General features: G+C 67.1%; 28 protein-coding genes. 11 read left to right on the top strand and 17 right to left on the bottom strand.

The genetic code is table 11. The features are described 5' to 3' along the window. The first annotated feature begins 60 nt into the window (after positions 1–60). The 6 genes from AC07V5_RS30145 (at position 61) to AC07V5_RS30120 (ending at position 6,759) form a co-directional block, all read left to right on the top strand. Complete coding sequence (locus AC07V5_RS30145; RefSeq protein ID WP_495119302.1) at positions 61–888, top strand: PEP-CTERM sorting domain-containing protein; 828 nt, start codon at positions 61–63, stop codon at positions 886–888. Between the two features lie 223 nt (positions 889–1,111). Continuing rightward, a complete protein-coding gene (locus AC07V5_RS30140) occupies positions 1,112–1,822 on the top strand; it encodes a PEP-CTERM sorting domain-containing protein (protein WP_495119301.1) in 711 nt (236 codons plus the stop codon). 105 nt (positions 1,823–1,927) lie between these two features. Further along, entirely contained in the window at positions 1,928–3,604 is a 1,677-nt protein-coding gene (locus AC07V5_RS30135; RefSeq protein WP_495119300.1) for an alkaline phosphatase D family protein, read from the top strand. A 17-nt stretch (positions 3,605–3,621) separates the two neighbouring features. Further along, a complete protein-coding gene (locus tag AC07V5_RS30130) occupies positions 3,622–4,197 on the top strand; it encodes a DVUA0089 family protein (protein ID WP_495119299.1) in 576 nt (191 codons plus the stop codon). Positions 4,198–4,271: 74 nt separating this feature from the next. Then, entirely contained in the window at positions 4,272–5,843 is a 1,572-nt protein-coding gene (locus AC07V5_RS30125) for a cation:proton antiporter (protein WP_495119298.1), read from the top strand. A 193-nt stretch (positions 5,844–6,036) separates the two neighbouring features. Then, a complete protein-coding gene (locus tag AC07V5_RS30120) occupies positions 6,037–6,759 on the top strand; it encodes a PEP-CTERM sorting domain-containing protein (protein ID WP_495119297.1) in 723 nt (240 codons plus the stop codon). Between the two features lie 369 nt (positions 6,760–7,128). Here AC07V5_RS30120 and AC07V5_RS30115 read toward each other — a convergent pair whose 3' ends face one another. The 6 genes from AC07V5_RS30115 to AC07V5_RS30090 all read right to left on the bottom strand — a co-directional run bounded on the left by AC07V5_RS30115 (position 7,129) and on the right by AC07V5_RS30090 (position 10,219). Beyond that, positions 7,129–7,491 carry a hypothetical protein gene (locus AC07V5_RS30115; protein ID WP_495119296.1) on the bottom strand — a complete coding sequence of 121 codons (363 nt, stop codon included), beginning with the start codon at positions 7,489–7,491 and terminating at the stop codon, positions 7,129–7,131. Positions 7,492–7,640: 149 nt separating this feature from the next. After that, positions 7,641–8,177, bottom strand: a complete 537-nt coding sequence (locus AC07V5_RS30110; protein ID WP_495119295.1) for a hypothetical protein — start codon at positions 8,175–8,177, stop codon at positions 7,641–7,643. 89 nt (positions 8,178–8,266) lie between these two features. Next, positions 8,267–8,770 (bottom strand): hypothetical protein, encoded by a 504-nt coding sequence (locus AC07V5_RS30105; protein WP_495119294.1) that lies wholly within the window; start codon positions 8,768–8,770, stop codon positions 8,267–8,269. Positions 8,771–8,891: 121 nt separating this feature from the next. Further along, positions 8,892–9,125 (bottom strand): hypothetical protein, encoded by a 234-nt coding sequence (locus tag AC07V5_RS30100; RefSeq protein WP_495119293.1) that lies wholly within the window; start codon positions 9,123–9,125, stop codon positions 8,892–8,894. Between the two features lie 54 nt (positions 9,126–9,179). Then, positions 9,180–9,611, bottom strand: coding sequence for a hypothetical protein (locus AC07V5_RS30095; protein ID WP_495119292.1), 432 nt, complete (start codon positions 9,609–9,611; stop codon positions 9,180–9,182). A gap of 74 nt (positions 9,612–9,685) precedes the next feature. Beyond that, entirely contained in the window at positions 9,686–10,219 is a 534-nt protein-coding gene (locus tag AC07V5_RS30090) for a hypothetical protein (protein WP_495119291.1), read from the bottom strand. A 392-nt stretch (positions 10,220–10,611) separates the two neighbouring features. Between AC07V5_RS30090 and AC07V5_RS30085 the strand changes: the two genes are divergently transcribed. Beyond that, positions 10,612–10,908: a phage integrase N-terminal SAM-like domain-containing protein gene (locus AC07V5_RS30085; RefSeq protein WP_495119290.1), complete on the top strand. Its 297-nt coding sequence runs from the start codon at positions 10,612–10,614 to the stop codon at positions 10,906–10,908. On the opposite strand, the gene AC07V5_RS30080 is transcribed toward AC07V5_RS30085, so the two are convergent. The 5 genes from AC07V5_RS30080 to AC07V5_RS30060 all read right to left on the bottom strand — a co-directional run bounded on the left by AC07V5_RS30080 (position 10,860) and on the right by AC07V5_RS30060 (position 17,099). After that, positions 10,860–12,110 carry a class I SAM-dependent methyltransferase gene (locus AC07V5_RS30080; RefSeq protein ID WP_495119289.1) on the bottom strand — a complete coding sequence of 417 codons (1,251 nt, stop codon included), beginning with the start codon at positions 12,108–12,110 and terminating at the stop codon, positions 10,860–10,862. The genes AC07V5_RS30085 and AC07V5_RS30080 overlap by 49 nt on opposite strands. A 294-nt stretch (positions 12,111–12,404) precedes the next feature. Beyond that, positions 12,405–14,882, bottom strand: a complete 2,478-nt coding sequence (locus tag AC07V5_RS30075; protein WP_495119288.1) for a CPBP family glutamic-type intramembrane protease — start codon at positions 14,880–14,882, stop codon at positions 12,405–12,407. Further along, entirely contained in the window at positions 14,879–15,628 is a 750-nt protein-coding gene (locus AC07V5_RS30070; protein WP_495119287.1) for an ABC transporter ATP-binding protein, read from the bottom strand. The genes AC07V5_RS30075 and AC07V5_RS30070 overlap by 4 nt, the downstream gene beginning before the upstream one ends. A 144-nt stretch (positions 15,629–15,772) precedes the next feature. Continuing rightward, positions 15,773–16,303 (bottom strand): PEP-CTERM sorting domain-containing protein, encoded by a 531-nt coding sequence (locus AC07V5_RS30065; protein ID WP_495119286.1) that lies wholly within the window; start codon positions 16,301–16,303, stop codon positions 15,773–15,775. A gap of 124 nt (positions 16,304–16,427) precedes the next feature. Further along, positions 16,428–17,099 carry a histidine phosphatase family protein gene (locus tag AC07V5_RS30060; protein WP_495119285.1) on the bottom strand — a complete coding sequence of 224 codons (672 nt, stop codon included), beginning with the start codon at positions 17,097–17,099 and terminating at the stop codon, positions 16,428–16,430. A 52-nt stretch (positions 17,100–17,151) separates the two neighbouring features. Here AC07V5_RS30060 and AC07V5_RS30055 point away from each other — a divergent pair, with 52 nt between their 5' ends. The 3 genes from AC07V5_RS30055 to AC07V5_RS30045 are packed head-to-tail and all read left to right on the top strand — an operon-like array spanning position 17,152 to position 19,568. Continuing rightward, a complete protein-coding gene (locus AC07V5_RS30055; protein WP_495119284.1) occupies positions 17,152–17,607 on the top strand; it encodes a GNAT family N-acetyltransferase in 456 nt (151 codons plus the stop codon). Next, complete coding sequence (locus tag AC07V5_RS30050) at positions 17,600–18,259, top strand: alpha/beta hydrolase (protein ID WP_495119283.1); 660 nt, start codon at positions 17,600–17,602, stop codon at positions 18,257–18,259. Before AC07V5_RS30055 ends, AC07V5_RS30050 begins: the two co-directional genes overlap by 8 nt. Before the next feature lie 58 nt (positions 18,260–18,317). Continuing rightward, positions 18,318–19,568: a hypothetical protein gene (locus AC07V5_RS30045; protein WP_495119282.1), complete on the top strand. Its 1,251-nt coding sequence runs from the start codon at positions 18,318–18,320 to the stop codon at positions 19,566–19,568. On the opposite strand, the gene AC07V5_RS30040 is transcribed toward AC07V5_RS30045, so the two are convergent. Then, positions 19,565–20,452, bottom strand: a complete 888-nt coding sequence (locus tag AC07V5_RS30040) for a LysR family transcriptional regulator (RefSeq protein WP_495119281.1) — start codon at positions 20,450–20,452, stop codon at positions 19,565–19,567. The genes AC07V5_RS30045 and AC07V5_RS30040 overlap by 4 nt on opposite strands. A 107-nt stretch (positions 20,453–20,559) precedes the next feature. Between AC07V5_RS30040 and AC07V5_RS30035 the strand changes: the two genes are divergently transcribed. After that, positions 20,560–21,447: an MBL fold metallo-hydrolase gene (locus AC07V5_RS30035; RefSeq protein ID WP_495119280.1), complete on the top strand. Its 888-nt coding sequence runs from the start codon at positions 20,560–20,562 to the stop codon at positions 21,445–21,447. A gap of 154 nt (positions 21,448–21,601) precedes the next feature. Here the strand turns inward: AC07V5_RS30035 and AC07V5_RS30030 are convergent, their stop codons facing one another. The 5 genes from AC07V5_RS30030 to AC07V5_RS30010 form a co-directional block, all read right to left on the bottom strand. Further along, on the bottom strand, positions 21,602–22,045 hold the full coding sequence (locus AC07V5_RS30030; RefSeq protein WP_495119279.1) for a GNAT family N-acetyltransferase: 444 nt from the start codon (positions 22,043–22,045) through the stop codon (positions 21,602–21,604). Beyond that, positions 22,042–24,171 carry a prolyl oligopeptidase family serine peptidase gene (locus AC07V5_RS30025; RefSeq protein WP_495119278.1) on the bottom strand — a complete coding sequence of 710 codons (2,130 nt, stop codon included), beginning with the start codon at positions 24,169–24,171 and terminating at the stop codon, positions 22,042–22,044. The genes AC07V5_RS30030 and AC07V5_RS30025 overlap by 4 nt, the downstream gene beginning before the upstream one ends. Before the next feature lie 112 nt (positions 24,172–24,283). Continuing rightward, positions 24,284–25,513, bottom strand: coding sequence for a bifunctional glutamate N-acetyltransferase/amino-acid acetyltransferase ArgJ (argJ, locus tag AC07V5_RS30020; protein ID WP_495119277.1), 1,230 nt, complete (start codon positions 25,511–25,513; stop codon positions 24,284–24,286). Positions 25,514–25,636: 123 nt separating this feature from the next. Next, entirely contained in the window at positions 25,637–26,308 is a 672-nt protein-coding gene (locus AC07V5_RS30015) for a PEP-CTERM sorting domain-containing protein (protein ID WP_495119276.1), read from the bottom strand. A gap of 40 nt (positions 26,309–26,348) precedes the next feature. Further along, positions 26,349–26,900, bottom strand: coding sequence for a PEP-CTERM sorting domain-containing protein (locus AC07V5_RS30010; RefSeq protein WP_495119275.1), 552 nt, complete (start codon positions 26,898–26,900; stop codon positions 26,349–26,351). Between the last annotated feature and the right edge of the window lie 78 nt (positions 26,901–26,978).

Below are 26,978 nucleotides of genomic sequence, written 5' to 3'. Positions count from 1 at the left end.
CTAACGATTGCCTAACGGTCGCTTCCGAGACTGGCCTCCAACCTGATCGGAGACCCCACCATGAAGCTCGCTCGACTGCTGCTGCCGCTGATCCTCGCCACGGGCATGGCCCAAGCCGACCAGGGCGTGAGCCTGGCCAGCGGCTACACCGACTTCACGACCTGGCAGCTGTACGGCAGCGCCACGGCCAACAACTTCACCCCGGGCAACGGCTTCACCTACAGCGACCTGGTGCTGACGTCGCCAGGCACGGGCGCTCAGGGCGGCGCCGGCTTCGCGCCAACGGCCATCACGCTGGACTTCAACCAGGCCTTCGCCTTCGACTTCCACTTCTTCATCCCCGTCAGCCAGCAGCTGCGCGGCGATGGCCTGACCTTCACACTGAGCGACGCGACCGGCGTTGGCGGCGCGGGCTCGGGCCTGGGCTACGACGGCATCAGCTCGGCCAGCGTGGCCTTCGCCATCGACACCTTCCACTTCAGCGGCGAACCGGTTTCGCCCAGCCTGCAGATCCTGTCGGGCGGCTCGGTCACGCCACTGGCCTTCACCGAAACCGGCTTGGGCGACGCCATCCGCGACCCCGATTTCCAGTGGTACGCCTCGGTGCAGTACACGCCCTCGGGCCTGAACGACGATGCCGGCACGCTGACGGGCACGATCGACCACCTGAACCTCGGCACGTTCAGTGTCAGCGCCCAGGTCAGCTTCGCCGACCTGGGCCTCGTCGGCCTGCCGGTGTTCTACGGCTTCACGGCCGCCAACGGCCTGGCCACCGACGGCCACTTCATCACCTCCGCCGTGCCGGTGCCCGAGCCGGGCATCTGGGTCATGATCCTGGCCGGCCTGGGTTGCCTGAGCTTGCTGGCGCAGCGGCGCCGCTCGCGCTGACGTTGCAAGCCGGCGCTCCATTTCGGCAAAACCGGACATCGCGCCCGCGCCGTCTCCCCAGCCGGTAGGGCGCACGCCTTCATTCACGGCATCTCCCCCTAGGAATCGGGTTCCTCCTCGCGACGCGCCGGCCTAGATTGCAGCGGCACGTCACGCATCGCAAGGAGGCCCCGTGAAGCCCGCAAACCATTCCTCTTGGCACGCCGCCCTGACACGCGCCTCAGTGACTGCCCTGCTGGGTCTGCTGGGCGGATTCACCGCACCATCGGCCAACGCGGTGCCTTGCGACAGCGGGACCTACTGCAGCCCCAGCGACCCCGGCGCTTACCGCATGCACTTCGACGTCACGAGCACGACGCCCGTGGCGATCACCCAGATCGTCGACATGTGGGGTGGCAGCAAGGCCGCCGACGGCCAGGGGGTCTTCAACTTCGGCAGCCCACCGAGCCTGGTGACCGGCAGCGGCCGGCTGGATGCCGGCATCTGGCTGGGCGAGGATGCCCATTTCCTGCTCGGCATGGCGGGCCCTGACCTGGTGATCATGATGAACCCGGCCACGGCGGCCCTGATGACGGGTCAGCCCTTCGACTACCTGATCAACGGCATCCCGCCGGTGGCGACACCCAACCCGACGCCCTTCACCGGCGCGGAAGCCTTCATCATCAATCGCCTGACCACGCAGCCAGCCGAGTGGGATCACGACATCTGGAGCCTGTTCGACACGATCTACCGCCCCGCTGCCCTGGACCCGACGGTGCTGATCGGCCCAGGCCCGCACGCGACGGCGGTGCTGATGAGCTTCACCGATGGCAAGGTCCTCGGCACCGTGAACATCAGTGTCAGCCCGGTGCCCGAGCCGGGCAGTTGGGCCATGGTGCTGGCCGGCCTTGCCTGCCTGGCCCTCATCACCCTGCGGCGCCGGCACGCGCGCTGAAGCTGATCCGTTAGGCGGGGTGGCCGTCGCAGCGCGGTCACAGTCGCTCGCCATGCTTGTCGCTTCGCCGGGGCCGTCGCCGCGGCACTCAGCGCGAGGTTCAGCATGGGGCGTCCCAACAAAGTCCAGCCGGCACTGTCCGGCAGCAGCCGCCGGGAGTTCTTCAAGCGCTCCGGCGCCGGTGCCGTGGCCCTCGCCGCCACCGCGCCGATGCTGGCAGCCGAAGCCGCCGTTGCCGCCTTGCGCTTCGACCACGGCGTGGCCAGCGGCGACCCGCTGGCCGACCGCGTCATCCTGTGGACGCGCATCACACCGGCCACGCCGCGCCCGGCGCTGACGCTGACCTACGTCATCGCCACCGACCCCACGCTGACGCAGGTGGTGCAGCGTGGCTCCACCAAGACCAACCCGGGCCGCGACTACACGGCCAAGGTCGACGCCGCCGGTCTGCAGCCCGGCACGACCTACTACTACCGCTTCAGCTGCGAGGGCGTGGACAGCCCGGTCGGCCGCACGAAGACGCTGCCAACGACCGGCGTGAACAGCCTTCGCTTTGCCGTGGTGAGCTGCTCCAACCACGCCTACGGCTACTTCAACGCCTACGCCCGCGTGGCCGCGCGCGCCGACCTCGACCTGGTCATGCACCTGGGCGACTACCTCTACGAATACGGCGCTGGCCAGTACGGCAATGCGCGCACGCCCGAGCCGGCCAACGAGATCGTCTCGCTGGCCGACTACCGCCAGCGCCATGCCCAGTACAAGCGCGACGCCGACGCCCAGGCCCTGCACCGCCAACATCCGCTGATCGCCATCTGGGACGACCACGAAACCGCCAACAACGCGTTCAAGACCGGTGCCGAGAACCACCAGCCCGCCACCGAAGGCGACTGGGCGGCACGCGTGGCCGTGGCCCTGCAGGCCTACTACGAGTGGATGCCGGTGCGCCCGGCCGACGTGAACAACCTGCGCGACAACCACCGCAGCTTTGCCTACGGCGACCTGGCCGAGCTGCTGATGCTGGAGGAGCGCGTCAGCGCCCGCTCCGAGCAGCTCACCACCGCCGTGCACGCGACGCCCTTCGGCGCCGGCTTCGCCACCACCGACCCCGGCTACGGCGACGCCAGCCGCACACTGCTGGGCGACGCCCAGGAGGCCTGGCTCGTCAACCGCCTGCGCACGACGCCGGCGCAGTGGAAGCTGCTCGGCCAGGGCGTCATGTTTGCCCAGCTCAAGGCCCCTGGCAGCAACCAGGCGACCGACCCCGGCCTGTACTTCATCAACAGCGACCAGTGGGACGGCTACGAGCCGGCGCGCAACCGCGTGTTCGCTGGCATCAAGGGCGATGCCGCCAACCCGCAGGTCAACAACGTCGTCGTGCTGACCGGCGACATCCACAGCAGCTGGGCGGCCGACCTCACCCCCAACCCCTACAACCCGGCCGCCTACGACAAGGCGACCGGCGCCGGCTCGCTGGCCGTGGAGTTCGTCGGCACCTCGGTCACCTCGCCCGGCATCGACAGCGACACGACGGGCGGCATTGCCGGTGCGATCAAGCTCTACAACCCCCACTACAAGTACGTGCAGCTGACCCGCCGCGGCTACATGGTGATGGACGTGAACCGCGACCGCGTCGTCGGCGAGTGGTGGTACGTGGACACGGTGGCCAGCGCCAGCAACATCGAGACCTTCGCAGCCGCGTTTGAAGTGCGCACCGGCGAGAACCACCTGCGCCCCTCCGCCCAAACCACGCCGCGCGCCAACCCGCCGGTTCTGGCTCCCTGACTCGACAAGGAATGGACATGAAGAAGCACCTCCTCGCGCTGGCCCTGGCCGCGCTGTCCCTGGGCGCCCAGGCCGCCGACCTGACGTTCTCCGGCCAAGCCGTGAACCACAACGACAAGGTCGTCATCGACTTCCAGGTCGCCGCCGGCAGCACCGTCAGCCTGTGGACCGACTCCTGGCAGTCGGGCCTGAACTTCGACCCGCAGCTCTTCCTGGCCAGCGGCGGCGTCATCGTCAACATGGACAACGACAGCGGCAGCCTCGTCAGCGCTTCAGCCGGCTACTACGACGCGGGCCTGCAGTTCACGGCCATCGCCGCGGGCAGCTACCGCCTGGTGCTGAACGCCAGCTCCAACGACGCGCTGGGCACGACGCTGCCCCAGGGCTTCGTCTACGACGCCGATGCACCGATCAAGCTCGCGGACTGGAACCAGCCCGGCTATGACATCAACGCCAACGACCAGAAGGGCGGCTTCTGGCAGCTGCACCTGAGCGGCGTCGAGCAGGCCGCCGTCGTGCCCGAGCCCGCCGGCTGGGCCTTGCTGCTGCCCGGGCTGCTGGCGCTGGGCCTGGCCGGCCGCCGCCGGCGCTGAGTTAGTTCGGCAGGCGCCGTAGCAAGCGCCTGCCCGCCTTCCTTTGCCGTGACGAGGCCTCCATACTCCGGCCGGTGCGGGAACTCGAACAGATCCTGATCCTTTTCGTGGCTGCCGTGGTGCTGGCCGCCACCGCGCGCCGCGCCGGTGCGCCCTACCCCGTCTTCCTGGCCATTGGCGGTGCGCTGCTGGCGCTGATCCCAGGCGCCCCCAGCGTCAGCCTGCCGCCCGACCTGGTGTTGGCCTTGTTCGTGGCGCCCATCCTGGTCGACGCTGGCTACGACGCCTCGCTGCGCGACCTGAAGGACAACTGGGCGCCGCTGGTCAGCCTGGTGGTCGTTGCGGTGGGGCTCACAACGGCGGCGGTGGCCGTCGTGGCCCACGCCCTGGTGCCGGGCCTGCCCTGGGCCGCGGCCATCGCGCTGGGCGCCATCGTCGCGCCGCCGGATGCCGTGGCGGCCACGGCGGTGCTGCGGCCACTGCACCCACCGCAGCGCATCCTGGGCATCCTCGAGGGCGAGAGCCTGCTGAACGACGCCAGCGCGCTGCTGATCTACCGCCTCGCCGTGGGCGCGGTGGCGGCCGGCGGCTTCTCGGTGCAGGCGGTGGCGCCGACCTTTTTGCTGGCCGTGCTGGGCAGCCTCATCGCGGGGCCCGCGCTGGGCTGGCTGGCACAGCGCCTCTTCGAGCGCGTGCAGCACATTCCCACGGCCATCATCCTGCAGTTCATCGGCACCATCACCGTCTGGCAGTTGGCGGAACACGTCGGCCTGTCGGGCGTGCTGACCACCGTGTGCTTTGCCATGACGCTGGCGCGCACGGCACCGGCACGCATCCCGGCCCGCGTTCGCATCCCCACCAACGCGGTGTGGGCCACGGTGGTGTTCGCGCTGAACATCTTCGCCTTCATCTTCATCGGGCTGCAGCTCCGGCCCATCCTGATGGGGCTGGAGGCGCCGGCGCGAGAGCAGTACCTCGTTGTGGCTGCCGCCGTGCTGGCGACGGTCATCCTCGTGCGCATCGTCTGGCACATGACCTTCAATGCGGTGGTGCGCTGGCGCGACCGCCGCCACGGCTTCAACCCACCGCGGCCCATGCTGCGGCCCACGGTGGGCAGCGGCCTGGTGATTTCGTGGGCCGGCATGCGCGGCATCGTCACGCTGGCCGCGGCGCTCGCGCTGCCCGAGGGCTTCCCGGCCCGCGACTTGATCGTGCTGACGGCCTTTCTCGTCGTGCTGGGCACGCTGCTGATCCATGGCCTCACGTTGAAACCGCTGCTGCGGGCGCTGGACCTGCACGACGGCAACCCCGTCGAGCACGAGGAGCACGCCGCGCGTCATCGCATGCTGGAAGCCGCCTTCGCGCAACTGCCGGCCGACGGCTCTGCCGCCGTGAGCCTGGTGCGCAAGAACCTGAAGATGCACCTGGGCCGGCCGCTGCACGAAAGCGGCAGCCCGTTCGCCTCCTTCGGCGCCGAGTACGACGACCGCTACCGCGCCGCGCTGCAGGCCGCCCGCCAGGTGCTGCTGGCACTGCGCAACGCCGGCGACATCGGCGACGACGCCTTCCACACGCTGGAGAACGACCTGGACTGGCTGGAGGTGTCGGACCCGCTGCGAGCAGCGAATGCGGACGCGACGGAGTAGCGGTTTCCAAGCAGCCCCAGGTCAGCAAGCCACCCCGGCTTTGCATTGACAGCGAATCAGATTCGTGTTAACCCTAGCCCAGGTGTTTGGGGCCGCCGCATGGCCGCTCGCCACGCCAAGCCGGGCAGTATGGCGGCGCCTTTCAACCCTAGTTCGGAGAAGAATATCCAGGGAGCTACTTAGGAGAACCGCCGTGAATCAGATCTCGAAGCAGTTGAGACTTTGCGCTGCAGCGTTTTCTGTCTGTCTGCCCGTTTCGGGTATGGCAGCAGTCATATTTGAAGCGGAACCCAACAACTCTCTCGCTGCCGCCCAGTCGGTCGATGGTCATTTCAGCCTGGATTACAGCCCCGATATTGGCAACGGCACGCTTGTCGACAATACCTCGCTGACCATACCGCACGTGACAATAAAGGGCACGGGCGACGGCACCTTCGACTACTACTCTTTCTATTTTCCCGGGGCGGGCAGCACCTTTGGTTTTGTGGTGCTGGATATAGACCACACGTCATCGACTTTCGATTCGCGCGTGGCGATTTGGGCCGCCGACGGCTCCTCGCTGGGGCACAACGATGACTATGATTATCGCGGCGGTGCGGACGGCAGTGTTTTGAATTACAGCGGCACGATGTCGTACGACTCGCTGATGACGACCTATCTCACCGCACCAGGGGTTTATATCGTTGGCGTGGGGAGATTCGGCGCCAGCCCAGTAACTGGTGGATATACGGGCGGATTTGTCGACGCCGAACCTCAGCTCGGTGATTTCTACACCCTGCAGATTTCAGTGGAGAACGTGCCGGTGATTCCTGAACCGGCTACGTCGGCCTTGCTCGGCCTGGGTGCGATCGCCCTGCTCGCCCGGCGCGCTCAGCAGTTGGGCTTGAAGTTGGTGCCGCAAGCGGCATCAACCTGAACGCAGCTCAGGACGTTGCCAGAGGATCAACGAAATCAACTGCCTGGGGGGTGTTTCTTTAAAGGTCACTGGCGCATGCCTACCAAAGCACCGGCCCGCCCGCCCTTTGGCGAGACAGGCTGCGCCCCAAGTTGCTTGCGATAAAGCACCCGACAGCCAGTGCGACCGGAATGGCTACGAACCAGAGTGGATTTGCAAAGCTCACAAATCCAATTGAGGCGACAGTCCCGCCCCCAGCAAGGGTCGCAACTGCGACGCCAGCACGAAACAAGAAGGAGAAACGCCTCCGCGGATGATCATGCTCCGGCTCAGCGCCGCGCATTGGCGGCAGTTGGCTGGGCGGAAAGAACCTCATCAGCTGGTTCCCGTTTATTGAAGCCGCGTAATCTCTGCATCGAGAACGTGAAGCAGACGATTTGCTTGGTGTGTACTCAGGACTTGGCGTTGAAGCATGAGAAGGGCGCTTTCAACTTGTGCTGCCAAGTCTTCGATTCTTGCGTAGGACTTGTCGGGGGTGGCGGTTAGGAGCCTGGCTTGGCAGAAGAGATCCGACGCGGCGTTTGAAAACTGGCCTTTGCTCGCCTGGGTTTCAGCATTCGGCGGCTCAGAAATAGCTGAGGCAAGACTGGTATGCAGCGCTCCCAAGGTGGAAATCAAGCGCTCTCGTTCAGCTTTCAGCGCGACTGGCGAGGAAGCAGCGAGTGACAAAAGATCGAATAGCGTCCAGAGCACGATCGTTCTTCTTTGTGCGGCCTAACGTTCGAGATAACCGGACTGCGGAGGCGGGTGCCGCTTGGCCGCGGAAGAAAAATATAAACCCTGGCCTGGAGCGGCCAAGCGGTGGCCGCCGTAGCGGGTCCGGTTGAGCGATGGGTTAGGCCTCACCAAGCCAACACCCACCGCGGCTCGAGTCCGGAAACCATGCACCCACCAGGCACAAACTCGCCTCGCTCTGCGGCGGCCAGTCCATCGGCATTTAGCAACCCCATTCCCAGCGGCAACACTCTCGGGCAATCCTTCACGGAGCTCACGGCCACGTCGAACGGCGCTGACAACAAGAGCTGCAATCCGAGAAATAGCGCGACGCTAGTGCGAGGTGCTTGTGCTAGCCAAAGCAAAGCAGAGAAGACCAACCCGACCGCGATTGGCGCTGCAAAGGCAACTGAGGAGAACGCGATCTCGGGCATCGCTGCCAGAACGGCCGCGGCAGGCGGGCTCGCCGCGAGCGCAAAGAGCACCGACGCAGTGCGATGCGTGCAACCCCGTAGCGCTCGAAACATGACGACGACGGCAAAGAGTATCGAGAGCACGCCCCACGCCGGGCGCTGAAACATCGCAGCAAGCACGAACAGAAGCGCACAGGCGACAAGGCCCAGCGCAAGTGTTCCGGCTGTTCGGAGGCGCAGCGATGTCAACATGTGAGGCCTAACGTTGAAGCTGACCCGAGGACCGAGGCTTGCCGAGGGATGTCGGGTCGAGCGACCGATTAGACCGCGCTCGGAGCAAGTTAGTAATACTCCCAGTGCGGACCCTTTGTCTCGTTGATATCTGCGGCATAGAGGTTACCGATGTCTGATCTCATCTGCTTGCGAAGCCGATTTCTCGCGAGGAACACCTTGTCAGCCTGTTCCTCCGAGTAGTCTTGGCCATGGGCCGGATTCTTCGCAAGTGCTCTCCTCAACTCCCAATAGCACTCCGTAGTGTCTAGCGAGAAGAAGAGTGAAGTTGGGCCAGCCCACTTATTGAGCTCGTCCTTGAGCTCCTTTAGATGATCTGGATGCGCTAGGTAATGCGGCGGACCCAGCCTCCTTATCCTACTAAGAATTGAATACCCTTCCGGATAGTACTTAACTCTATTCTCATAAATTCTCTCCGAAAAGGCATGGGCTATGTCGTCGGCCTGCTTCTTCCGCGCATTTCGGAGTTGCAACCAGGTTCCGCCAAGACTTAGGGCAGCGACGAAAATAGATACTCCTGCTGCTATGAAGGCACTAGTCAGCGCGTCTGGCATATCAATTTCCTTGAGGTCGGAACACTAGTTTGGTGCGGTCTAACGTTTTAGCTCAGCGGACGGCGAAGCCGTCCGCTGCAGTGCAGGGTTGGGCAGCGTGACCGCGAACCACAACGATGCGCTACCGAGTTCGACTGGCGAAATGCTCGACGGTGCGTGCATAGAACCCTTCCCAACCTAGTGGTTCGGCAAAGCGTCTACGGACGGAACTCCGGACCTCTTCGGACTGCGCCATGAACCATTCTTGCCACGCGTACCAATATTCTTCGCCGCCGCCCACACGCCAACCTATCGAGCCGAGCGGAATCTTGGGGAATTTGAGCCACGGCGGCTCCATGAAGATGCTGTCCGTCATGCTGCTCAACGTTCGAGCTCAGCGGACGGCGGAGCCGTCCGCTGCAGCAAAGGGTTAAGGCGCTGGTGGTCGATGCAAAACACGCTCACTCCAGAGTCGTGAAAGCCGAGACGATACGAGCGCGAGCAAAAAGATGCCTACCCCGAGGACAAGCATGATGCCGCCATCGTCACCAGGGCGATCAAGATTCGGCACGAGGATGCGGAACACCCCGTATCCAACGCAGAACACAGCCATCGCAAGCAAGAACCTTGTTCGCCACTTGGTGACCTTTCCGCGGTGGGAAATTTGCTGGCGCCGATGAGCCTCTTCAGAAATTGCTTCGCGCTGTCGCTCTTGAGCATGCGCAGAAAGATCGTTGATGCCACGCTGCTTCAACTCGGCGTGAAGCGCAGCGGCGGCCTCGGGCACCAGTTCCTGCCGCAGCGCGAGTTCGATGAGGGCCTCGTCGTGCAGACGTTCGTAGTGTTGTGCAAACTGAGACATGAAATTCCGATGAGTCGAAGCGCCTTAACGTCTGGCATCAGCGGCGAGCGTAGCGAGTCCGCTGCATGCCGGGGTTAGGTCGCGCGTGAACCCGAGAGAAGGATCTCCAGGATGAGAGCCCGGACGTCGTCCTCGGAGACGGTGGGAAGTGCTTGCTCGAGGACGTCGAGAACGGGACCGTGCGAGCACTGCTGCCATATCTGCTCCAACGCGACCACGGCGAAGTAGTGGCACCCGAGAGTGTCGGGGGCGTGAGAAAGAAGGAGGTCCCGAAGAGCCGGCACCAGCACCGGGGAAGGAAAGTCCATGGCGCATTGCGACGCCCAGTACCGGACGCCGAGAAGCGGACTCTGAAGTGCAGATTGAAGATGTGGAACGACCTGCTCAGGCGTGTACTTGAGGAAGACGTCGTCCACGACCTGATAGACACCGAAGCCGGAGCCGTCGCCAAAGGAGTTGAGGAAAAGCGGAATGCACCTGGGATCAGGGTGCCGCACGAAATGGCACCGTACCGCGTCGTATATGTCAATCAGTTCGTCCGACAGCATGCCGTCGGCGGGGAGGGGCTGATGCTGAGCCAGGAAGTGAAGGGCGTCTTCTGTATCCATGCGCGTATGCGGGCATCGCGGTCTAACGTGTTCTGTGGAGACAGGGGCCGCCGCCTAGGCAGGAAGGCTGCGCCCTAGATCGGCACCGAATGGCGGATACAAGCAATTGATTTATCAACAACTTCCCCCCATCGACTGTACGGATGTACAGCATTAAATTTCCCGCAAAAGCGGCGCGCAGTTACAAGTTCTTGTTGAACAGAGGCGATGCCGCTGGAAGGCTCATGATGCCAGTCCAGTTGCCGGGCTTGCCACCTCGGGGAAACCTGCGGCCCCGGCCATCACCGAGCGACTTGCCGCCCCTGCGGTCCGCCCGCGTGCTCGATCAGTTGCGCGAGCGCTGCCGGCTCCTGCACTACAGCCTGCGTACCGAAGAGGTCTATGCCTAATGGGTGAAGGCCTTCATCCGGTTTCATGGGCTGCGGCATCCGGCAGAGTTGGGCGGACCCGAGGTGGAAGCCTTCCTGCCGCTTCTGGCCAATGACCGCTCGGTGGCACCGTCAACGCACAGCCAGGCGCCGTCGGCCTTGCTGTATTTCTATGCCAGGGTGCTCCAGGGCATGCAAAGCAAGCACCTGCTGCTGGCTCAGCTGCGGGTCAAGGCAATGGACTTTAGCCGGCACGCGCTGATCGCCCGGCTTCAGCGCTCCGCCAGCAACTGCTCCAGCCGTTGCTCCCGCAGCCCGTAGAAGCGCTTGATCTCCGCGATTTGCGCCAGCAGCTCCGGCCGGCGCGCGGCCAGGGCCTCGGCGGCCAGGCCCTGCGCCTTCACGGCCAGGATCATCTTGTTCTTGCTGGTGTGCTCCAGCGCGATGAACTCGAACACCTGGGTGCGGTAGCCCTGGCTTTCCAGCAGCAGCGCGCGCAGCGAGTCGGTCACCATCTCGGCCTCCTGGCCGAGGTGGATGCCATGCTGGAGCATGGGTCGCAGCACGGCCGGCATCGTCATCTGCGGGCGCAGCTCCTTGTGGCAGCAGGGCGAACTCATGATGACGCGGGCGCCGGATTGCAGGCCGACATGCAGCGCATGGTCGGTTGCGATGTCGCAGGCGTGCAGCGCGATCATCACGTCCAGCGGCTGCACGGCTTGGGTCCGCACGTCGCCCTGGTCGAAGCGGATGCCGGCGAGCTGTTCACCCTCGATGACGGCGTTGCACAGCCGCACCATGTCGTCGCGCAGCTCGATGCCGGTCACGCGGGGCTGCAGGTTGTGCGACTGCAGCCAGTCGTGCACGGCAAAGGTCAGGTAGCCCTTGCCCGAGCCGAAGTCGGCCACGCGCACGGGGCCTTGCAACTCGGCTTCGTCGACCGCCGAAGACAGGATCTCGACGAAGCGGTTGATCTGCTTCCACTTGCGCGCCATCGCCGGCACCAGCGCCGGTTCGGCCTTGACGAGATGGGTCAGTCCCAGGGCCGACCAGACCGGGTGGGCCATGTCCAGCGGGCGCTGCTTGGCCTTGTCGTGCGCGGCGGGTGCCGCGGCTTCGGCGGCTCTGTCTGCGTCCAGGCGCGTCACCCGCAGCGTCTCGCGGCCTTTGCGGCTGACGGCGAACTGCACCTCTTCCGAGGCGGTGTGCAGGTGGGCATTGCGAAAACGCGCGCCCAGCAGCGTGGCGATCTCGGCCAGGCCGGCCTCGGGCGCATGGTTCTTCGTGATGTCCTTGGTGCGATGCTTCCACAGGAAGCTCAGCGTCGGCTCACCGCGCAGGTCGACGAGGCGCACGGTCAGTCGCTCGACATCCTCGTCATCACCCACCGGGCCGGACAGCAGCAGCTTGCCGAACTGGCCGCCGGCCAGGGCCAGGCGGGCGAGGTGCAGAAAGCGCTCGTGGGCGGGCGCCGTGGCGGCCGGGGGCGGGGTGATCAGCGAGGTGAAAAGCGGGGCGGGCATTGCGCCGCATTGTCCCGGATCGAATCCCTAGGGCCTGTTAACACGGCGGCAGTAGGCTGCGAAGGCCCGCCGCCAGGGGCCAATCAAGGCGCGGCGCGCCGCCCGCACTGATGTGCGGGCCAGCGGTGCAACGCCGAGTGGCCCTTGGCGGCGGGCCTTCCCTTCGGGTTGTGGCCAGACAGGCCGCGCGCGGCGTTGCAAATCCTCGCCGGGCACCCAGCCCGGCTGCGGTTTGCGCCTTGCTCGCGGCCTGTCTGGCCACAACGCGACCTGCTGCCGTCGTGTTAACAGGCCCTAAGCCGCAGGCGCGAGGAACTGGTAGCCGATGACCCCCGCGTTGTAGATCGCATGGGTGAGCATGGGGGCGGCGAGGCTGCGGGCGCGCTCGTAGGCCACGGCGGTGAACAGGCCCAGGAAGAACACCGGGATGATGGACATCGGCGGGTGGACGATGGCGAACACGGCCGCGCTGGCGACCGCCGCAGGCAGCAGCGGCATCGAGCGGCGCAGGCCGCCGAAGATGAGGCCTCGGAAGATGAACTCCTCGAACAGCGGCGCCGCCAGGATGCCCAGGGCGGCGAGCCACAGGCGCAGCGAGGCCCCCGCGGCGCCCTGCGCCGGCAGCAAGTCCAGTTGCCGCATCGCCAGCAGATAGGCCAGGCCCAGCCCCGCCGCCGCCGCGCCCATGACGGCGCCGGTGCGCCAGGTGGATGCCAGGCGCGCCTCGGGCCCCAGCACGCGCGGGAGCGGCTGCGTGCCGGTGCGCCAGTAGACCAGGCGCACCAGGCCGTAGGTGATGGCGCCGGCCCCGACGAACGAGGCCAGCAACCCGGCCCCCAGCATGCGTGGCCGGATGGCGAACCACAGGGCGGCGATGACGATTTGGAACACGAGGAAGGCCATGGCCGCGATCAGGCCATCCGCCGCCGACGTCCTGGCGGGCGGTGCGGCGACGGGGTCGAGCAAAAAGGGCAGTTGATCCGACGCCTTCTGCCACAACGCCATCGCCAGCAGCGCCGCCAGCAGCGCAATCTCAAGCGACTGCCACCACTGCGCGGCCCAGATGCCGTAGACGTAGAAGCCGCTCAGCAGCATGAAGAGGTAGAGGTACCTCGGGCGCACGCGCGCACCCTGCTCCGTGGCGAGCGGGTCGCTCGCGAACACGGCGAGCGCCACGGCGATGACGGCGTAGATGGGCACGCCGGCCAGGGCCAGCAAGGCATGGCCCAGGTAGCGCCAGTTCTCGTGGCCCGACACCAGCGCGCCAGGCACCAGGATGAGGAGTGGATAGGCCAGTGCGAGCACCGCCCAGAGCTGCGCCTTCTCCTTGAGCACGCTGCCGATGCTGCGAGGGAAGGTGTAGAGCAGCCACAGCGCACCGCCCTCGGTGTTGAGGGTCTGGAAGGCCGAGAGCATGAGCATGTAGCTGGCGATGCCGAAGGCTGCCGACGCGACCAGGGCCGGCGGGCCACCCCAGAGCTCGGCAATTGCCGAGAAGCCGCCGTTCATGACCACCTGGCTGCCGATGATGACGACCGGCAGCAGCAGGGTCTGGACGAGGAAGTTGCGATCCCGCGCCAGCAGGCGCAGCTCGCGCCGCTGCACGGCAGACTTGATCAGCATCGCCGCGCCAGCAGGCCTCGAAGGCTCGGACGCGGCGGCGCGGCCCACGGTTTCGCGGGAGCCTCCGGCCAGCACGCCGTGGCGCAGCTGGTGCTGCATCCAGGCCACACCCAGCGCCGCCAGCGCCAGCACCTGCGCCAACGCCCCGAGCATGAAGAGCAGGCCATGGCCCGCATCGGCGGCGTTGAGCGCCTGCACCACCAGGCCCGGCGGCGCCCACACGGCCCAGGGCGGCAGGGCCGTCACCACCGCCGCGCCGTATTGTCCACCGCCGGGTGATGACAACGACAGGGCGAGGTACATGCCCACCATGCCCAGCACCGACATCAGCGCCTGCAGGTTGCGCAGCTTGGACGGCGCCAGCTTCAGCCGCAGGCCGATGTCCACCAGCGAGCGCCCGAGCGCCGAGAGCGAACACAAGGGAATGGCGGCCGCCAGCCCCGCCAACGGCGCCAGCCACCAGCGCATGCCCGACAGCCAGGCCAGCACGGTGCACAGCGGCAGGAAAGCGATCAGCCCGAACGCGCTGGTGAAGGTGCGCTCCACGAGCCTTGCCCACAGCAGCGTCGGCATGGCGATGGGCAGGGTGACGAGCCACTCCATGTCCCACTCGGGTTTGGCCAGTTCGCGCGCGCCGAGGTCGTTGAAGATGGACATCACCAGCAGCAGCGTCGCCAGGCCCGCCGTGGCCTGCAGCAGCTCGGGGCTGAACGGGCCTCGCTCCAGCGCCTTCCACCGGTGCGTTTCGCCGGCCCTTGCTGTGCCGCTGGCCTCATCGGTCTGATCGGCGTGATGCACCTGATGCGCTCTCGGCGACGAGGTCGGCAACAGCGGCGGCGGCACGTCCACCCGATCGTGCAGGTGGATCACGCTCTGGAAGGCGATGTTGCCGAAGGTGAACAGCATGAACAGCGCCACGAGCATGCCCAGGATGGGGCCGGCCAGCGCCTTCTTGGCCGTGCCGGTGCGGCCTTGCGAGGCCTGGGTCTGCACCTGAGCCTGGGCGGGGGCTGGCACGGCGGCCTTCTTCTTGCGTGTGAACGACAGCCGCCCCACCATGCCCAGCAGGTTGTAGAGGCGGCGCGCCCGCAGCCGCGTCAGCAGCCAGAACATCTGCGGGGCGCTCGGCGCAGCCCGTGTGCACCTCATGGCTGCGCCTCGTGCTGCTGCTGCGAGGTGATGTGCAGGAAGGCGTCTTCCAGCGATCCATCCTGGCCGGAGGCAGTCAACTGTTGCTTGATCTGGCCTGGCGTTCCCACGGCCGCGAGCTGGCCTTTGTGAATGATGCCGATGCGCGAGCACAGCCGCTCCGCCATGTCCAGCAGGTGGGTGGACACGAAGATGGTGCAGCCTTTCGCGGCCAGCGTGCGCAGGCGCTCCTGCACATCGCGTGAGGCGCGCGGGTCCAGGCCGTTGATCGGCTCATCCAGGATCAGCACCTCGGGCTCGTGGATCAGCGCGCAGGCCAGGCCGAGCTTCTTCTTCATGCCCAGCGAGTAGTTCACCGCGTACTCCTGCGCGTCCTCACGCAGGCCGAACTCGTCCAGCATCTGATCGGCGCGTGCCGCCGCTTCTCGCCGCTGGAAACCGTGCATCTCCGCCACGAACTGCAGGATCTCCCGCCCGCGCAGGTAGTCGTAGAAAGTGGGCGTGTCAGGCAGATAGCCCACGTGGCGCTGCACCTCGGCGCGCTGCGCGTGGCAGTCCAGGCCCTGAATCAGCACCTGGCCGCGGCTGGGCACCAGGATGCCCATCATCATGCGGATGGTGGTTGTCTTGCCGGCGCCGTTGGGCCCGAGGCAGCCGAACAGCTCGCCTCGCTCCACCGTGAGCGAGAGATTGCGAACGGCGTCGAACGCGCCGTAGCTCTTGCCGAGATTCTGAAAGTCGATCAAGCGGGGCCTCCCTGTCGCGCCGCCGGCCTCGGCGGGGCAGGCCGGTACGCGCGCGTTGCAGTTGTTGTTCGTCGCTCGTCATTTTGACGGGCGCGATCAACGCGGCGGCAAAGCGGGGGCGGCGCGACGGAAGGCCGGCAGGGCTCAGCGCGCGCGCCGGCGCTGGCTCCAGAGTCCGATGAAACCCATGCCGGCCAGCAGCAGCGCCAGGCTGTGAGGCTCGGGCACGGCAGCCGTGACTTGCAGCGGCTCCCAGCTCATGGACACCAGGCCCAGGCGCTCGTCGGTGACGACGCCGGGGATCATGTAGCTGGGCCAGCCCTTGCTGTCGAAGCTGAAGAAGCGCACGCCCTCGTCGTTCTGGCTGAAGGCGGCCATGTGCCAGAGCGTGCCGGTGGCCAGCTCATATTCCAGGCCGGCGCGCTCGCTGTAGCCCAGGCTGAAGGACTGCACGGCGCGGTTGCCCGACCAGTTCAGCTCGAACCCGGTCAGCTCGTAGCCGTAGAGCCAGCCGTCGTCGTCGAGGTCGCTGCCGGCGAACTGGCCGCTCAGCGTGGCGCCATCGGCATAGCCGCCTTGTTGGAACTGGAAGCTCTGCGCCTCGGCAGGCTCGACGAAGGCGGCGGCAGCCAGGGCGACAAGGGCGGTGAGGGCGAAAAAACGAGGTGCGGACATGACGGAACTCCATCGGGGGTTGAGGAGTCGTCATGCTGCCGATCGGGTCGCGTTGCCGCTTCGCCCAGGAGAGCCACCTCCCGTGCCATCAGTGATGGCCCGTTGGGGCCAACGAGGTTTCAGTTCAGGCGTGCGTCGCCAGGCCGCGTGTCTCGGCCGCGTCCAGGTGGGGCAAGGTGTTGAAGGTGACGAGGTGGTGACGCTTGGGGTTGAACGCGAACTCCGTGACGGCCGAGTTGCGGATGCGCAGGTTCAGCTCCACAAACGTTTCGGGCGGCGTGGACAGCACCTGGCTGACGGCCGTCGCGATGGGGCCGCCGCTGGAGACGATGAACACCTGCTTGCCCACGCCCACCGCCAGCACGCGGGCCAACGCATCGGCCACGCCGGCGGCAAAGTCGGCGTGCAGTGGCATGCCCACGGGTGCCGTCTCGCCGCGCATCCAGGCCAGCAGGCCCTGGCGCAGCAGCCGGAAGTGCTGCTTGACGGCCTCGGGGTCGCGCGGCACCGCCACCGGCTCGGGGTGGACAGCGCGCACAACGGCCTCGCTGTCGTATTCGTTCAAGCCGGGCAGCGCGACGGCGGGCAGGGCCTCGCCATAGCCCTCGACGATGCCGGCCAACGACTGCGCATGCCGCTTCAGCGTGCCGGTGAAGACGGCGTCGAAGCGCTGGCCGCGTTCGCGCCAGTAGGCGCCGAGGTGGCGGCATTGCTCATGGCCCTTGGCGCTGAGCTGGTCGTAGTCGGCAGCGCCAAAGCTGGCCTGGCCGTGGCGGACGAGGTAGAGGCTTCCCATGGCCGTCATCATGAAGGGCCGAGGGGCCCGCGACTGTCGCGACAATGACGCCATGACGCTCAGACAAGCCACCCGCGACGACGCCGACGAGATCTGGCGCGTGCGCTACCTGGTCACCGAGAACCGCCTCACGCCGGGCCGGCTCGATCACGCCTTGCTGTACCCCTACCTGGAAGACTACGGGCGCGGCTGGGTCATCGAGCTGGAACCTGCCCCAAATCTGAAGATTGCCGGCTTCTCCATCGGCGACACCCGCGACGGCAACATCTGGGCGATGTTTGTCGACCCGGCGCTGCATGGCCAGGGTCACGGCCGGGTGCTGCACGACGTGATGGTGAATTGGTTGTTCGACCAGGGGCTGACGCGGCTGAACCTGGGCACCCAGCCCGACTCGCGTGCCGAGGCCTTCTACCGGCGCGCCGGTTGGCAGCCGACGGACGAGGGCCTGGATGCCCACGGCGACAAACGTTTTGAATTGCGCATCGAGGACTGGAAGCACCATGCTTGAAACCCATGTGATCGAGACCGGCCCCAACCCTGGCACGACCCTGATCGTGTTGCATGGCCTGGGCGCGGACGGTTATGACTTCGTGCCCATCTGCGGCGAGTTGGACCTCGGCCGCCTGGGCGCCGTGCGGTTCGTGTTCCCGCATGCACCCGAGCGGCCGGTGACGATCAACGGCGGCTACGTGATGCGCGCCTGGTACGACATCCTCGGCGCCGACCTCGTGAAGCGCGAGGACGAAGCCGGGCTGCGCGAGTCGCAGGCCGCCATCGCGGCCATCATCGACAGCGAGCGCGCGCGCGGCGTGGCGGCGGAACGCATCGTCCTCGTCGGCTTCTCGCAGGGCTGCGCGATGGCGCTGATGACGGCGCTGCGCTACCCCGAGCGCCTGGGTGGCGCCGCGGGGCTGTCGGGCTACCTGCCGCTGGCGGCGACGACGGCTGCCGAGCGCACGGCGGCGAACGCCGACCTGCCCATCTTCATGGCTCACGGCACGCAGGACCCGATCGTCGCGCCCGCCCGCGGCACGGCCAGCCGCGACGCGCTGCGCACGCTGGGCCACGAGGTGGCTTGGCATGACTACCCGATGCCGCATTCGGTCTGCGCCGAGGAGATCGAGGACCTCAACGCCTGGCTGCTGAAACAACTGGGCTGAGTTCCTGGGTTTGTTCGGTGCGCTGAGCACCGCGCGCCCCGGCGAAGATCGATGAGTCATGGAGCGCCTAGCTGAACAGATCGTTGCCTGGCACAACCGCCACCCTTTCGCGCGGCGCATCGCCATGGGCGATGTGCACACCGTGGGCGTGGTGGCCCTGCCCTTCGTGCGCGCCTCTGCGGAGGCGGGCGGCCTCGTCGAGCCGGTACTGACCGACGCGGTCACCTTCGACGAACTCGCCGCTGCGCCGCGCCAGTCGTGGATAGCCGGGCTGTTGCACCGCCTGGCCGGCCTGGCCCGGCTGCCGGGCCGCAAGCCGCGCACGCAGTGGCGCGCCTTCAGCGAGAAATTCCTGCCCGGCCTGAGCCCCAACAGCGTCGAGCGCTTTGCGCTGGCGCATGGCTTTGCCGAACCGCCCGCAACGCCCGAATCGCGCCCCTGGCGCGTCATCGTCATCGACGAGTCGATGGCCAGTGCCCACAGTGGCTGGCCCTTCGAGCTGTATCTGATGACGGCCGGCATCGACGTCGGCAGCCGCCGCACGCGCGTGCTGGCCGGCCGCGGCATCCCGTCGGAAGTCATCGGCCGCCGGCTCTGGGACATGCGCCGCGTGGGCGCTGCAGGTGCCGTGGTGGCGTTGCTGGTCGCCATCGGCGCCTGGTCGATGTGGCCCCGGCGTGCGGCCGAACCTGTGCCGGTGCCGGCAATGGCCGCCTCTGCGGCGTCCGCACCTGCATCAGCGGCGACGGCGCCTGTGGCCACGCCCGCTTCCGAAGTGCCGTCTCAACCAGCCTCTCAGGCTGACGCGGCATCGGCACCGGGAACGGCTGCCAGCGAGCCGGCCGATGAAGGCCCGCCGCCCGACATCCGCCCTCGCCTGGTGGAGCGCACCGACGGCATCAAGCGGCCGCCACTGCGCTCGACGAAGGCGTCAGAGCCGGTAGTGGAAAAAGCCGCAGAGAAGCCCGCTGAAAAAGCGACCGAGAAAACGACCGAAAAAGAGCACTCCGCCGCCAAGCCCGAGCCAGTGGACCCACGCCTGGCTCGCCTGGCCCAGTCGCCGGACAAGACGGTGGTCGCCCTCGTTGGCCCGCCGGGCAGCAAGGCCGAGGCCGAGGCGCTGCTGAAGAAGATGCAGGCTGGCCTGGTGGGCGTGCACGGCAACCCGGAAGCGCTGCAGGCCGACGTCATCCAGACGCCCGAGGGCTGGCGCGCCACGGTCTGGCCCTTCCCGAGCCGGGAGCAGGCTCAACTGATCAACGCGACGCTGGTGGCCCGTGGTCTCAAGACCAAGGCCGTGAATTTCTAAACCCCGCTCTCGAAGCGGTCGGCCAGGAAGTCCAGCAGCAGGCGCAGCGCCAGCGGCTGGTACTGGCGCGACAGGTAGACGCCGTGGATGGCGTGGGCCTCGGGCTCGTAGCCGGGCAGCAGGCGCTGCAGCCGGCCCTCGCGCAGGTCCTCGTCGACAAGGTAGCTGGGCAGGATGGCCAGGCCAGCGCCGGCCAGCGCCGCGCTGCGCATGACGCCGGCATCGTTGCTCTGCAGCACCGAGCGCACCGGCACGCGCAGCCATTGGCCCTCGTGCTGCAGCGCGTAGTCGTTGCGGTTGACGTAGGCGTGCGTCACGCAGCGGTGCTGGCGCAGGTCCTCGGGCGTCGCCAATGGCGCTGCGCCGGCGAGATAGGCCGGTGCCGCGCACAGCACCGAGGAGAAGCGCCCGAGCGGGCGGGCCACGAGGTTGGGGTCGAGCTGGTTGCTGATGCGCACGGCGAGGTCGATGCGCTCCTCGACGAGGTTGACCGCGCGCTCCAGCACGACGAGCTCGACTTCACAGTCCGGGTAGCGGGCAAGAAAGTCGGCAACCGCAGCGGCGAGCCGAGCCTGGGCGAGCGACGCGCTGGCCGTCACGCGCAGCCGGCCGCGCGGTGCAAGCCGCTGCTCCCCGGCAGCGGCCTCGGCCTCGCGGGCCAGTTCCAGCATCTGCCGGCAGCGCAGCAGCGCACCGGCGCCGGCCTCGGTGAGGCTGACGCGCCGCGTCGTGCGCTGCAGCAGCCGCGCGCCCAGCCAGCGCTCCACACTTTCCAGGTAGCGCGACACCATGGCGCGCGACATGTCGAGCACGTCGGCGGCCTGCGTGAGGCTGCCGCGCTCGGCCACCTCGACGAAGACCTGCATCGCGATCAGGCGGTCCATGACTTGCTCGATTCAGTTGACAAATCATCGACTTTAGCGATGTTTATCAATCGAATCAGCGCCAATAGAGTGACGGCATTCCCACTCACACCCCTCCAGGAATCGCCATGAACACCCTCAAGACCCTGCGCCGCCTCGCCCTGCCGATGGCCGCCCTCACGCTGGGCATCACGGACGCCAGCGCCCAGGCCACCGCCCCGCTGAGCCTGCAGGTCTACAACGCCGACGCGGGCAGCTTCCACGTCAACGCGGTACTGGTGAGCGGCAAGACTGACGCGGTGCTGCTGGACACCGGCTTCACGCGGGCCGACGCGCTGCGCATTGCCGGCATGGTGCTGGACAGCAAGAAAACGCTGAAGACGATTTACATCAGCCAGGCGGACCCGGACTTCTATTTCGGCGTGGGGCTGTTGAAGCAGTTCTTTCCGCAGGCGCGCGTCGTTGCGACGGCGCCGACGCTGAAGAAGATCGAGGCCACGTTGGCGACCAAGCTGCAGGTCTGGGGCCCGCGCCTGGGCGCCAACGCGCCGCAGGCCGTGCCACTGCCCGAGGCACTGGCCACGCCGGTCATCGAGCTGGAGGGTGAGAAGCTGGAGGTGCGCGGTTTGGACGACGCCCTGCCCGGCCGCAGCTATGTGTGGATCCCGTCGCTGCGCACGATTGCCGGCGGCGTCAATGTGTTCGCCGGCCTGCATGTGTGGACGGCCGACTCGCAAACCACGCGGGAGCGCGCCGACTGGAGCGCCAAGCTGAGCGCGATGGCCGCGCTGCAGCCGTTGCGCGTCATCCCCGGCCACAGCCGCGCCGGTGCGCCGCAGGACGCGACCCAGCTGCGCTGGACGCAGGACTATCTGGCCCGCTTCGAGACGGAGCTCCCCAAGGCCGTGAACGCCGCCGCGCTGATCAGCACCATGCAGCAGGCCTACCCGGACGCGGGCCTGGGCATTGCGCTGGACATCGGCGCCAAGGTCAACAAGGGCGAGATGAAGTGGTGAGGGCAGAAGCTGTGAACGGACCCCGCGCGACCGAGCAGACCGTCGCGGCGTCGCCAATCAAGGCGCAAAGCGGAGCCGTAGCTGGAACTACGGCGAGCATTTGCAACGCCGAGTGGTGGCGTTGCGGCGGGATGAGCGGGCGTGTGGGGTTCGTTTACAGCTTCTTTGCCCGGCGGATGACGAAGGCGCGCTTGTCGCCGCTGTCGAAACCGCAGCGCTCGTAGAAGGCCCAGACGGCGGGGGCCTTGCGGCTGGTGGTCAGCACGACCTTGTAGCAGCCGGCGCCCCACGCCTGCTCGATGGCATGGCGGATGACGGCCTGGCCATGGCCCTGGCCGCGACGGTCGGCCTGCGTGACGACGTTTTCGATGACGCCGTAGCCACTGCCGCCGCGTGTGAGGTTGGGAATGACGGCGAGGTTGCAGCTGGCGATGAGCGCGTCGCCGATGAACAAGCCGAAGTGCCGCAACCCGGGATGCGCGAACACGGCGCGTACGGCCTCGGGAGGAGGCGGTGCGTCGCCGGCGTTCAAATGGGCGTAGAGCCCGATGAGGGCGTCGACATCGCCGACGCCCAGGTCGCGGATTTCGCTGTTCACTTCACCTCAAGCTTCATCGTGTTGGCGATGAAGGCGAGGATGTCGCTGCGCTCCTCGATGATCTTCGAGGTGGGCTTGCCGGCACCATGGCCGGCGTTAACCTCGATGCGGATCAGCTTGGGTGCCGGGCCGGTCTCGGCGGCCTGCAGCGTGGCGGCGTACTTGAAGCTGTGCGCCGGCACAACGCGGTCGTCGTGGTCGCCCGTGGTGACGAGCACGGCCGGGTACTTCGCGCCGTTCTTGACGTTGTGCACCGGCGAGTAGGCCAGCAGCGCCTTGAACATCTCGGCGCTGTCCTTGCTAGTGCCGTAGTCGGTGGCCCAGGCCCAGCCGATGGTGAAGTTCTGGTAGCGCAGCATGTCCATCACGCCCACCTGCGGCACGGCGGCGGCGAACAGGTCCGGGCGCTGGTTGGTGACGGCGCCCACCAGCAGGCCGCCGTTGCTGCCGCCGTTGACGGCCAGCGTGGCGGGGCTGGCGACCTTGTTGTTGACCAGCCATTCGCCGGCGGCGATGAAGTCGTCGAAGACGTTCTGCTTCTTCAGCTTGGTGCCGGCATCGTGCCAGGCCGAGCCGTACTCGCCGCCGCCGCGGATGGAGGCGATGACGTAGACGCCACCCATCTTCATCCAGGTGGCTGCCGTGACGCCGTAGCCCGGCGTGATGGAGATGTCGAAGCCGCCATAGCCGTAGAGCAGCGTGGGGTTGCTGCCGTCGAGCTTCAGGCCTTTCTTCGCCGCGATGAAGATCGGGAAGCGCGTGCCGTCCTTGCTGGTGACGAACTCGCGGCGGGTCTCGTACTCGTCGGGGTTGAAGGCCGTCTTGGGGCGCTTGAAGAGGTCGATCTTGCCGGTCTTGACGTCGTAGCGATGGATCTCGGCCGGGTTGGTCAGGCTGGTGTAGCTGAAGAAGGTTTCCTTGTCGCTCCAGCGGCCGCCGAAGCCGCTGGCGGTGCCGATGCCTGGCAACTGGACCTCGGTCAGCTGCTTGCCATCGGCGCCGTGCACGCGCACCAGCGTGGCGGCGTCGTGCAGATAGCTCATCAGGTAGCGGCCACCCACGGCGGAGGCGCCGGTCATCGCATCGGGGCCTTCGGCGATCAGCGTCTTCCAGCCGGCCGGTGCCGGGTTCTTCAGATCGATGCTGACGAGGCGGCCGCGCGGCGCATCCTTGTCGGTCTTGACGACGAGCTTGCCGCCAACGACGGCGACCGGGGTGTACTGGGCGTCGAAGCTCAACGTGATGGGCTGGGGCTTGCCGCCGCCGAACCCGCCCTTGGGCAAGGGCAGCACGAGCAGGCCGTTCTTGCTGCCGGCGCTCTTCCAGACGTTGATGAGCAGCAGTTGGCCGTCGTCGGACACCTCGACGCCGAAGCCCCATTCCTTGTCGTCGCGGTTCTCGGTGACGAGGACGTCCTCGCCCTGCGGCGTGCCGAGGCGGTGGTAGTAGAGCTTCTGGAAGTAGTTGGCGCCGGTCAGCTTGGCGCCTTCCGGGGGCGCGTCGTAGCGCGAGTAGAAGAAGCCCTTGCCATCGGCCGTCCAGGCGGCGCTGCTGAACTTGACCCAGTCGATCTTGTCGTCGAGGTCCTGGCCGGTGGCCAGGTCGCGCACCTTCCAGACCTGCCAGTCGGAGCCAGCGCCTGCCGTGCCGTAGGCCAGCAGCTTGCCGTTACGCGAGGGCACGAGGCCGGTCAGCGCCACGGTGCCGTCCTTGGACAGCAGGTTGGGGTCCAGCGCGACTTGCGGGCTGTCCTTCAGCGACTTGGCCGTGTAGATGACGTTCTGCTGCTGCAGGCCGTCGTTGCGGCTCCAGAAGTAGCGGCCGCCTTCCGTGAAGGGGATGCCGAAGCGCTCGAAGTTGTAGAGCTCGGTGTAGATGCGGCGCGCGGGCAGGCGCTGCGGCATCGCTTCGAGGAATTTGTCGGTGACCTGGTTCTGGGCGATGACCCAGGCCTTGGTCTCGGCGCTGTTGTCGTCTTCCAGCCAGCGGTACGGGTCGGTGACGTTGGTGTCGTGGTACGCGTCGACCTGGTCGGCCTTGCGCGTGACGGGGTAGCTGAGACCTTGAGCCTGGGCGCTTGTGGCGAGCACGGCTGCGAGGGTGATGGCAGACAGGGTGAGCTTCATCGAGCGACATCCGGGGTTCTTGAAGCCGCGGATTGTCAGCGCCGCTCGCGAACGGCGCCGATGGTCATGCGATGAAAGCCCTGACAGCAATAACCCGCAGAGGCCCGACGCCTCAGCTGCGGTAGTCGGCGTTGATGCTGACGTAGTCGTGGCTGAGGTCGCAGGTCCAGACGGTTGCGCTGGCGGCGCCGCGGTTCAGACCGACGCGAATGGTGATCTCGGCCTGCTTCATGACGCGCTGGCCGTCTTCCTCGCGATAGCTCGGTAGCCGGCCGCCCTGGCGGACGATGGCGACGTCGTCCAGGTCCAGGTCGATCAGGCCCTGATCCAGGTCGCCGATGCCGGCATAGCCGACGGCGGCCAGGATGCGGCCGAGGTTGGGGTCGCTGGCGAAGAACGCCGTCTTGACCAGCGGCGAGTGCGCAATGGCGTAGGCGGCCAGCTTGCACTCGGCCTCGTCGCGGCCGCCTTCGATGGTGATGGTGATGAACTTGGTGGCGCCCTCGCCGTCACGCACGATGGCCTGGGCCAGTTCCTGGGCCAGCGCAATCAGCGCAGCGCGCAGGGTTTGTGCGTCTGCGCTGTCCAGCGATGTGATCTCAGCGTGCGCGGCCTTGCGGCTCGCGATCAGCATGAAGCAGTCGTTGGTGGAGGTGTCGCCGTCGATGGTGATGCGGTTGAAGGACGCGTCGGCGGCCTCCTTCACCAGCGGCTGCAGCAGGGCCGGCGCGATGTTGGCGTCGGTCGCGACAAAGCCCAGCATGGTGGCCATGTTGGGGCGGATCATGCCGGCGCCCTTGGAGATGCCTGTCAGCGTGACGGGCACGCCGCCGATGTCGATGCGGCGGGACGCGGCCTTGGGCAAGGTGTCCGTCGTCATGATGCCGGCGGCGGCCTCGGCCCAGTTGTCGGCCTTCAGCACGGCCAGGGCGGCGGGAAGGCCGGCGGTTATGCGGTCGACCGGCAGCGTCTCCATGATGACGCCGGTGGAGAAGGGCAGGATCTGCTCGGGGGCGCAGCCGATCAAACCGGCCAGTGCCTTGCAGGTCTCGCGCGCACGGGCCAAGCCGTCGGCACCGGTGCCGGCGTTGGCGTTGCCGGTGTTGATCAGCAGGGCACGGGTCGCGGCGCCGCCGGCCAGGTGCTCGCGGCAGACCTGCACCGGGGCGGCGCAGAAGCGGTTCGTCGTGAAGACGCCGGCGACCGCCGAGCCCTCGTCCAGCGCGATGACGCTGAGGTCACGCCGGTTGGCCTTGCGCACGCCGGCCATCGTCACGCCGAGGCGAACGCCTGGCACTGGCAAGAGGGTGGCGGGATCAGGGGCGAAAAGATTGACGGGCATGTCGCGCTCGGGAGGAGTCAGGGAAAGCGCGCGGATTGTAGGAAGTACGCAGCGTGCGGCAGACCAAAAAGCAAAAGGCTCCCGAAGGAGCCTTTGCAAGGGTGGCGCGATCAGCGCTGCGGATCAGCGCGGCAGGCGGCGGCGGGCCACCATGCCGATGATGCCCAGGCCGGCGAGCAGCAGCGCGTAGGTCTCAGGTTCCGGCACGGCGTTGACGGAGTTCGCGACGATCAGATCCTGGTAGCTGGCGTTGGTCAGCATGGTGAGCGAGTACAGGGACGCGCCCTGATAGCCCTGCGCAGCCTGTAGATAGCTGTTGGCCAGGCCTTCCACCGCGCTGGCAGTCTGAATGGATCCGGCCGAGCTGTTGGCAGGCTTCAGGTAGAAGCTGCCAGCGTTGTTGGTCACGCTCAGCGTGCCGGTGGTTTCACGCACCAGTTCCCAGACGGCCAGTTGGAAGGCGGCCTGCTCGGTCGTCGTCTGCACCGAGGCGAAGGTGCTGGAGTACAGACCTTGCAGCAGCGCTGCCTGCGCGCCGCTGAAGCTGGCGACGGTGTAGGCCTGTGCGCCGTAGGACGTCAGCGCGTTCGGCTGAGCCGGCTCGATGCAGTAGGCCTGGAAGCTGCCCGCTGCGGTGTCCACGTAGTTCAGCACGCCGGCGGCAACCTGACCAGTCTGCGACGTGCGCACCACCGGAGAGCTGGTGTCCTTGCCCATGTACGTGATGTTCACGTCGGCAGCAGCGGAGACGCTGGCAGCTGCAGCAAGAGCGAAGAGAGTGATTTGCTTGTTCATGGCCTATCCGATGATTTCTTGCGATCAGTGCTGGCGCGGCTCAGTCGGCGCGACGGCGGCGGCTCAGGCCCAGGGCGGCCAGGGCAGTGGCCACGAGGGCGAGAGCGGTCGGTTCGGGCAGGTCAGCAGCATTACCGGCCAGCAGACCTTCGTAGCCGTCAGCGCCCTTGTCGTTGATGCCGATGCCTGAGACGACGAGCGTCCACTCGCCGGCTGCGAGCTGAATCGGGGACAGCGCCCAGATTTCCATGCCGCTCTGGCCATGGCTCCAGTCGAAGCCGACGGTCTGGATCAGGTTGTAGCGCACGCCCGCTGCGGATTGCAGGTAGGCGGACTGGATGTCCAGGTAAGGCGTCGTTGCGTCCGGATCGCCATCGACGATGACGGTCTGGATCTGGCCCGACAGCGTTGCAGTGCTGCCGAGAGTGAAGGTGTGCAGGTCGTTGAAGACCGTCGGTGCGCCGGAGAACAGGTCGGCGGCGTAACCGTCCACGGCGGTTTGCTGGATGCTGACCGTCACGGGCGCGGCCGACACAGCGCCAGCGGCGAAGGTCAGGCTCAGGGCGGCGAGGGCTGCAGACAACGATTTCATGACGTGCTTTCAGGTTCTCTATCAGGGTCTACCCGAGCTTTCTCGGGGCATGGACTGCACTCTAGGGGGGTCGGCGCG

The sequence above is a fragment of the Roseateles sp. GW821-FHT02E12 genome (genome assembly GCF_059421665.1).
Note: the sequence above shows the minus strand (reverse complement) of the source record. Positions and strands in the feature narration are given on the sequence as shown.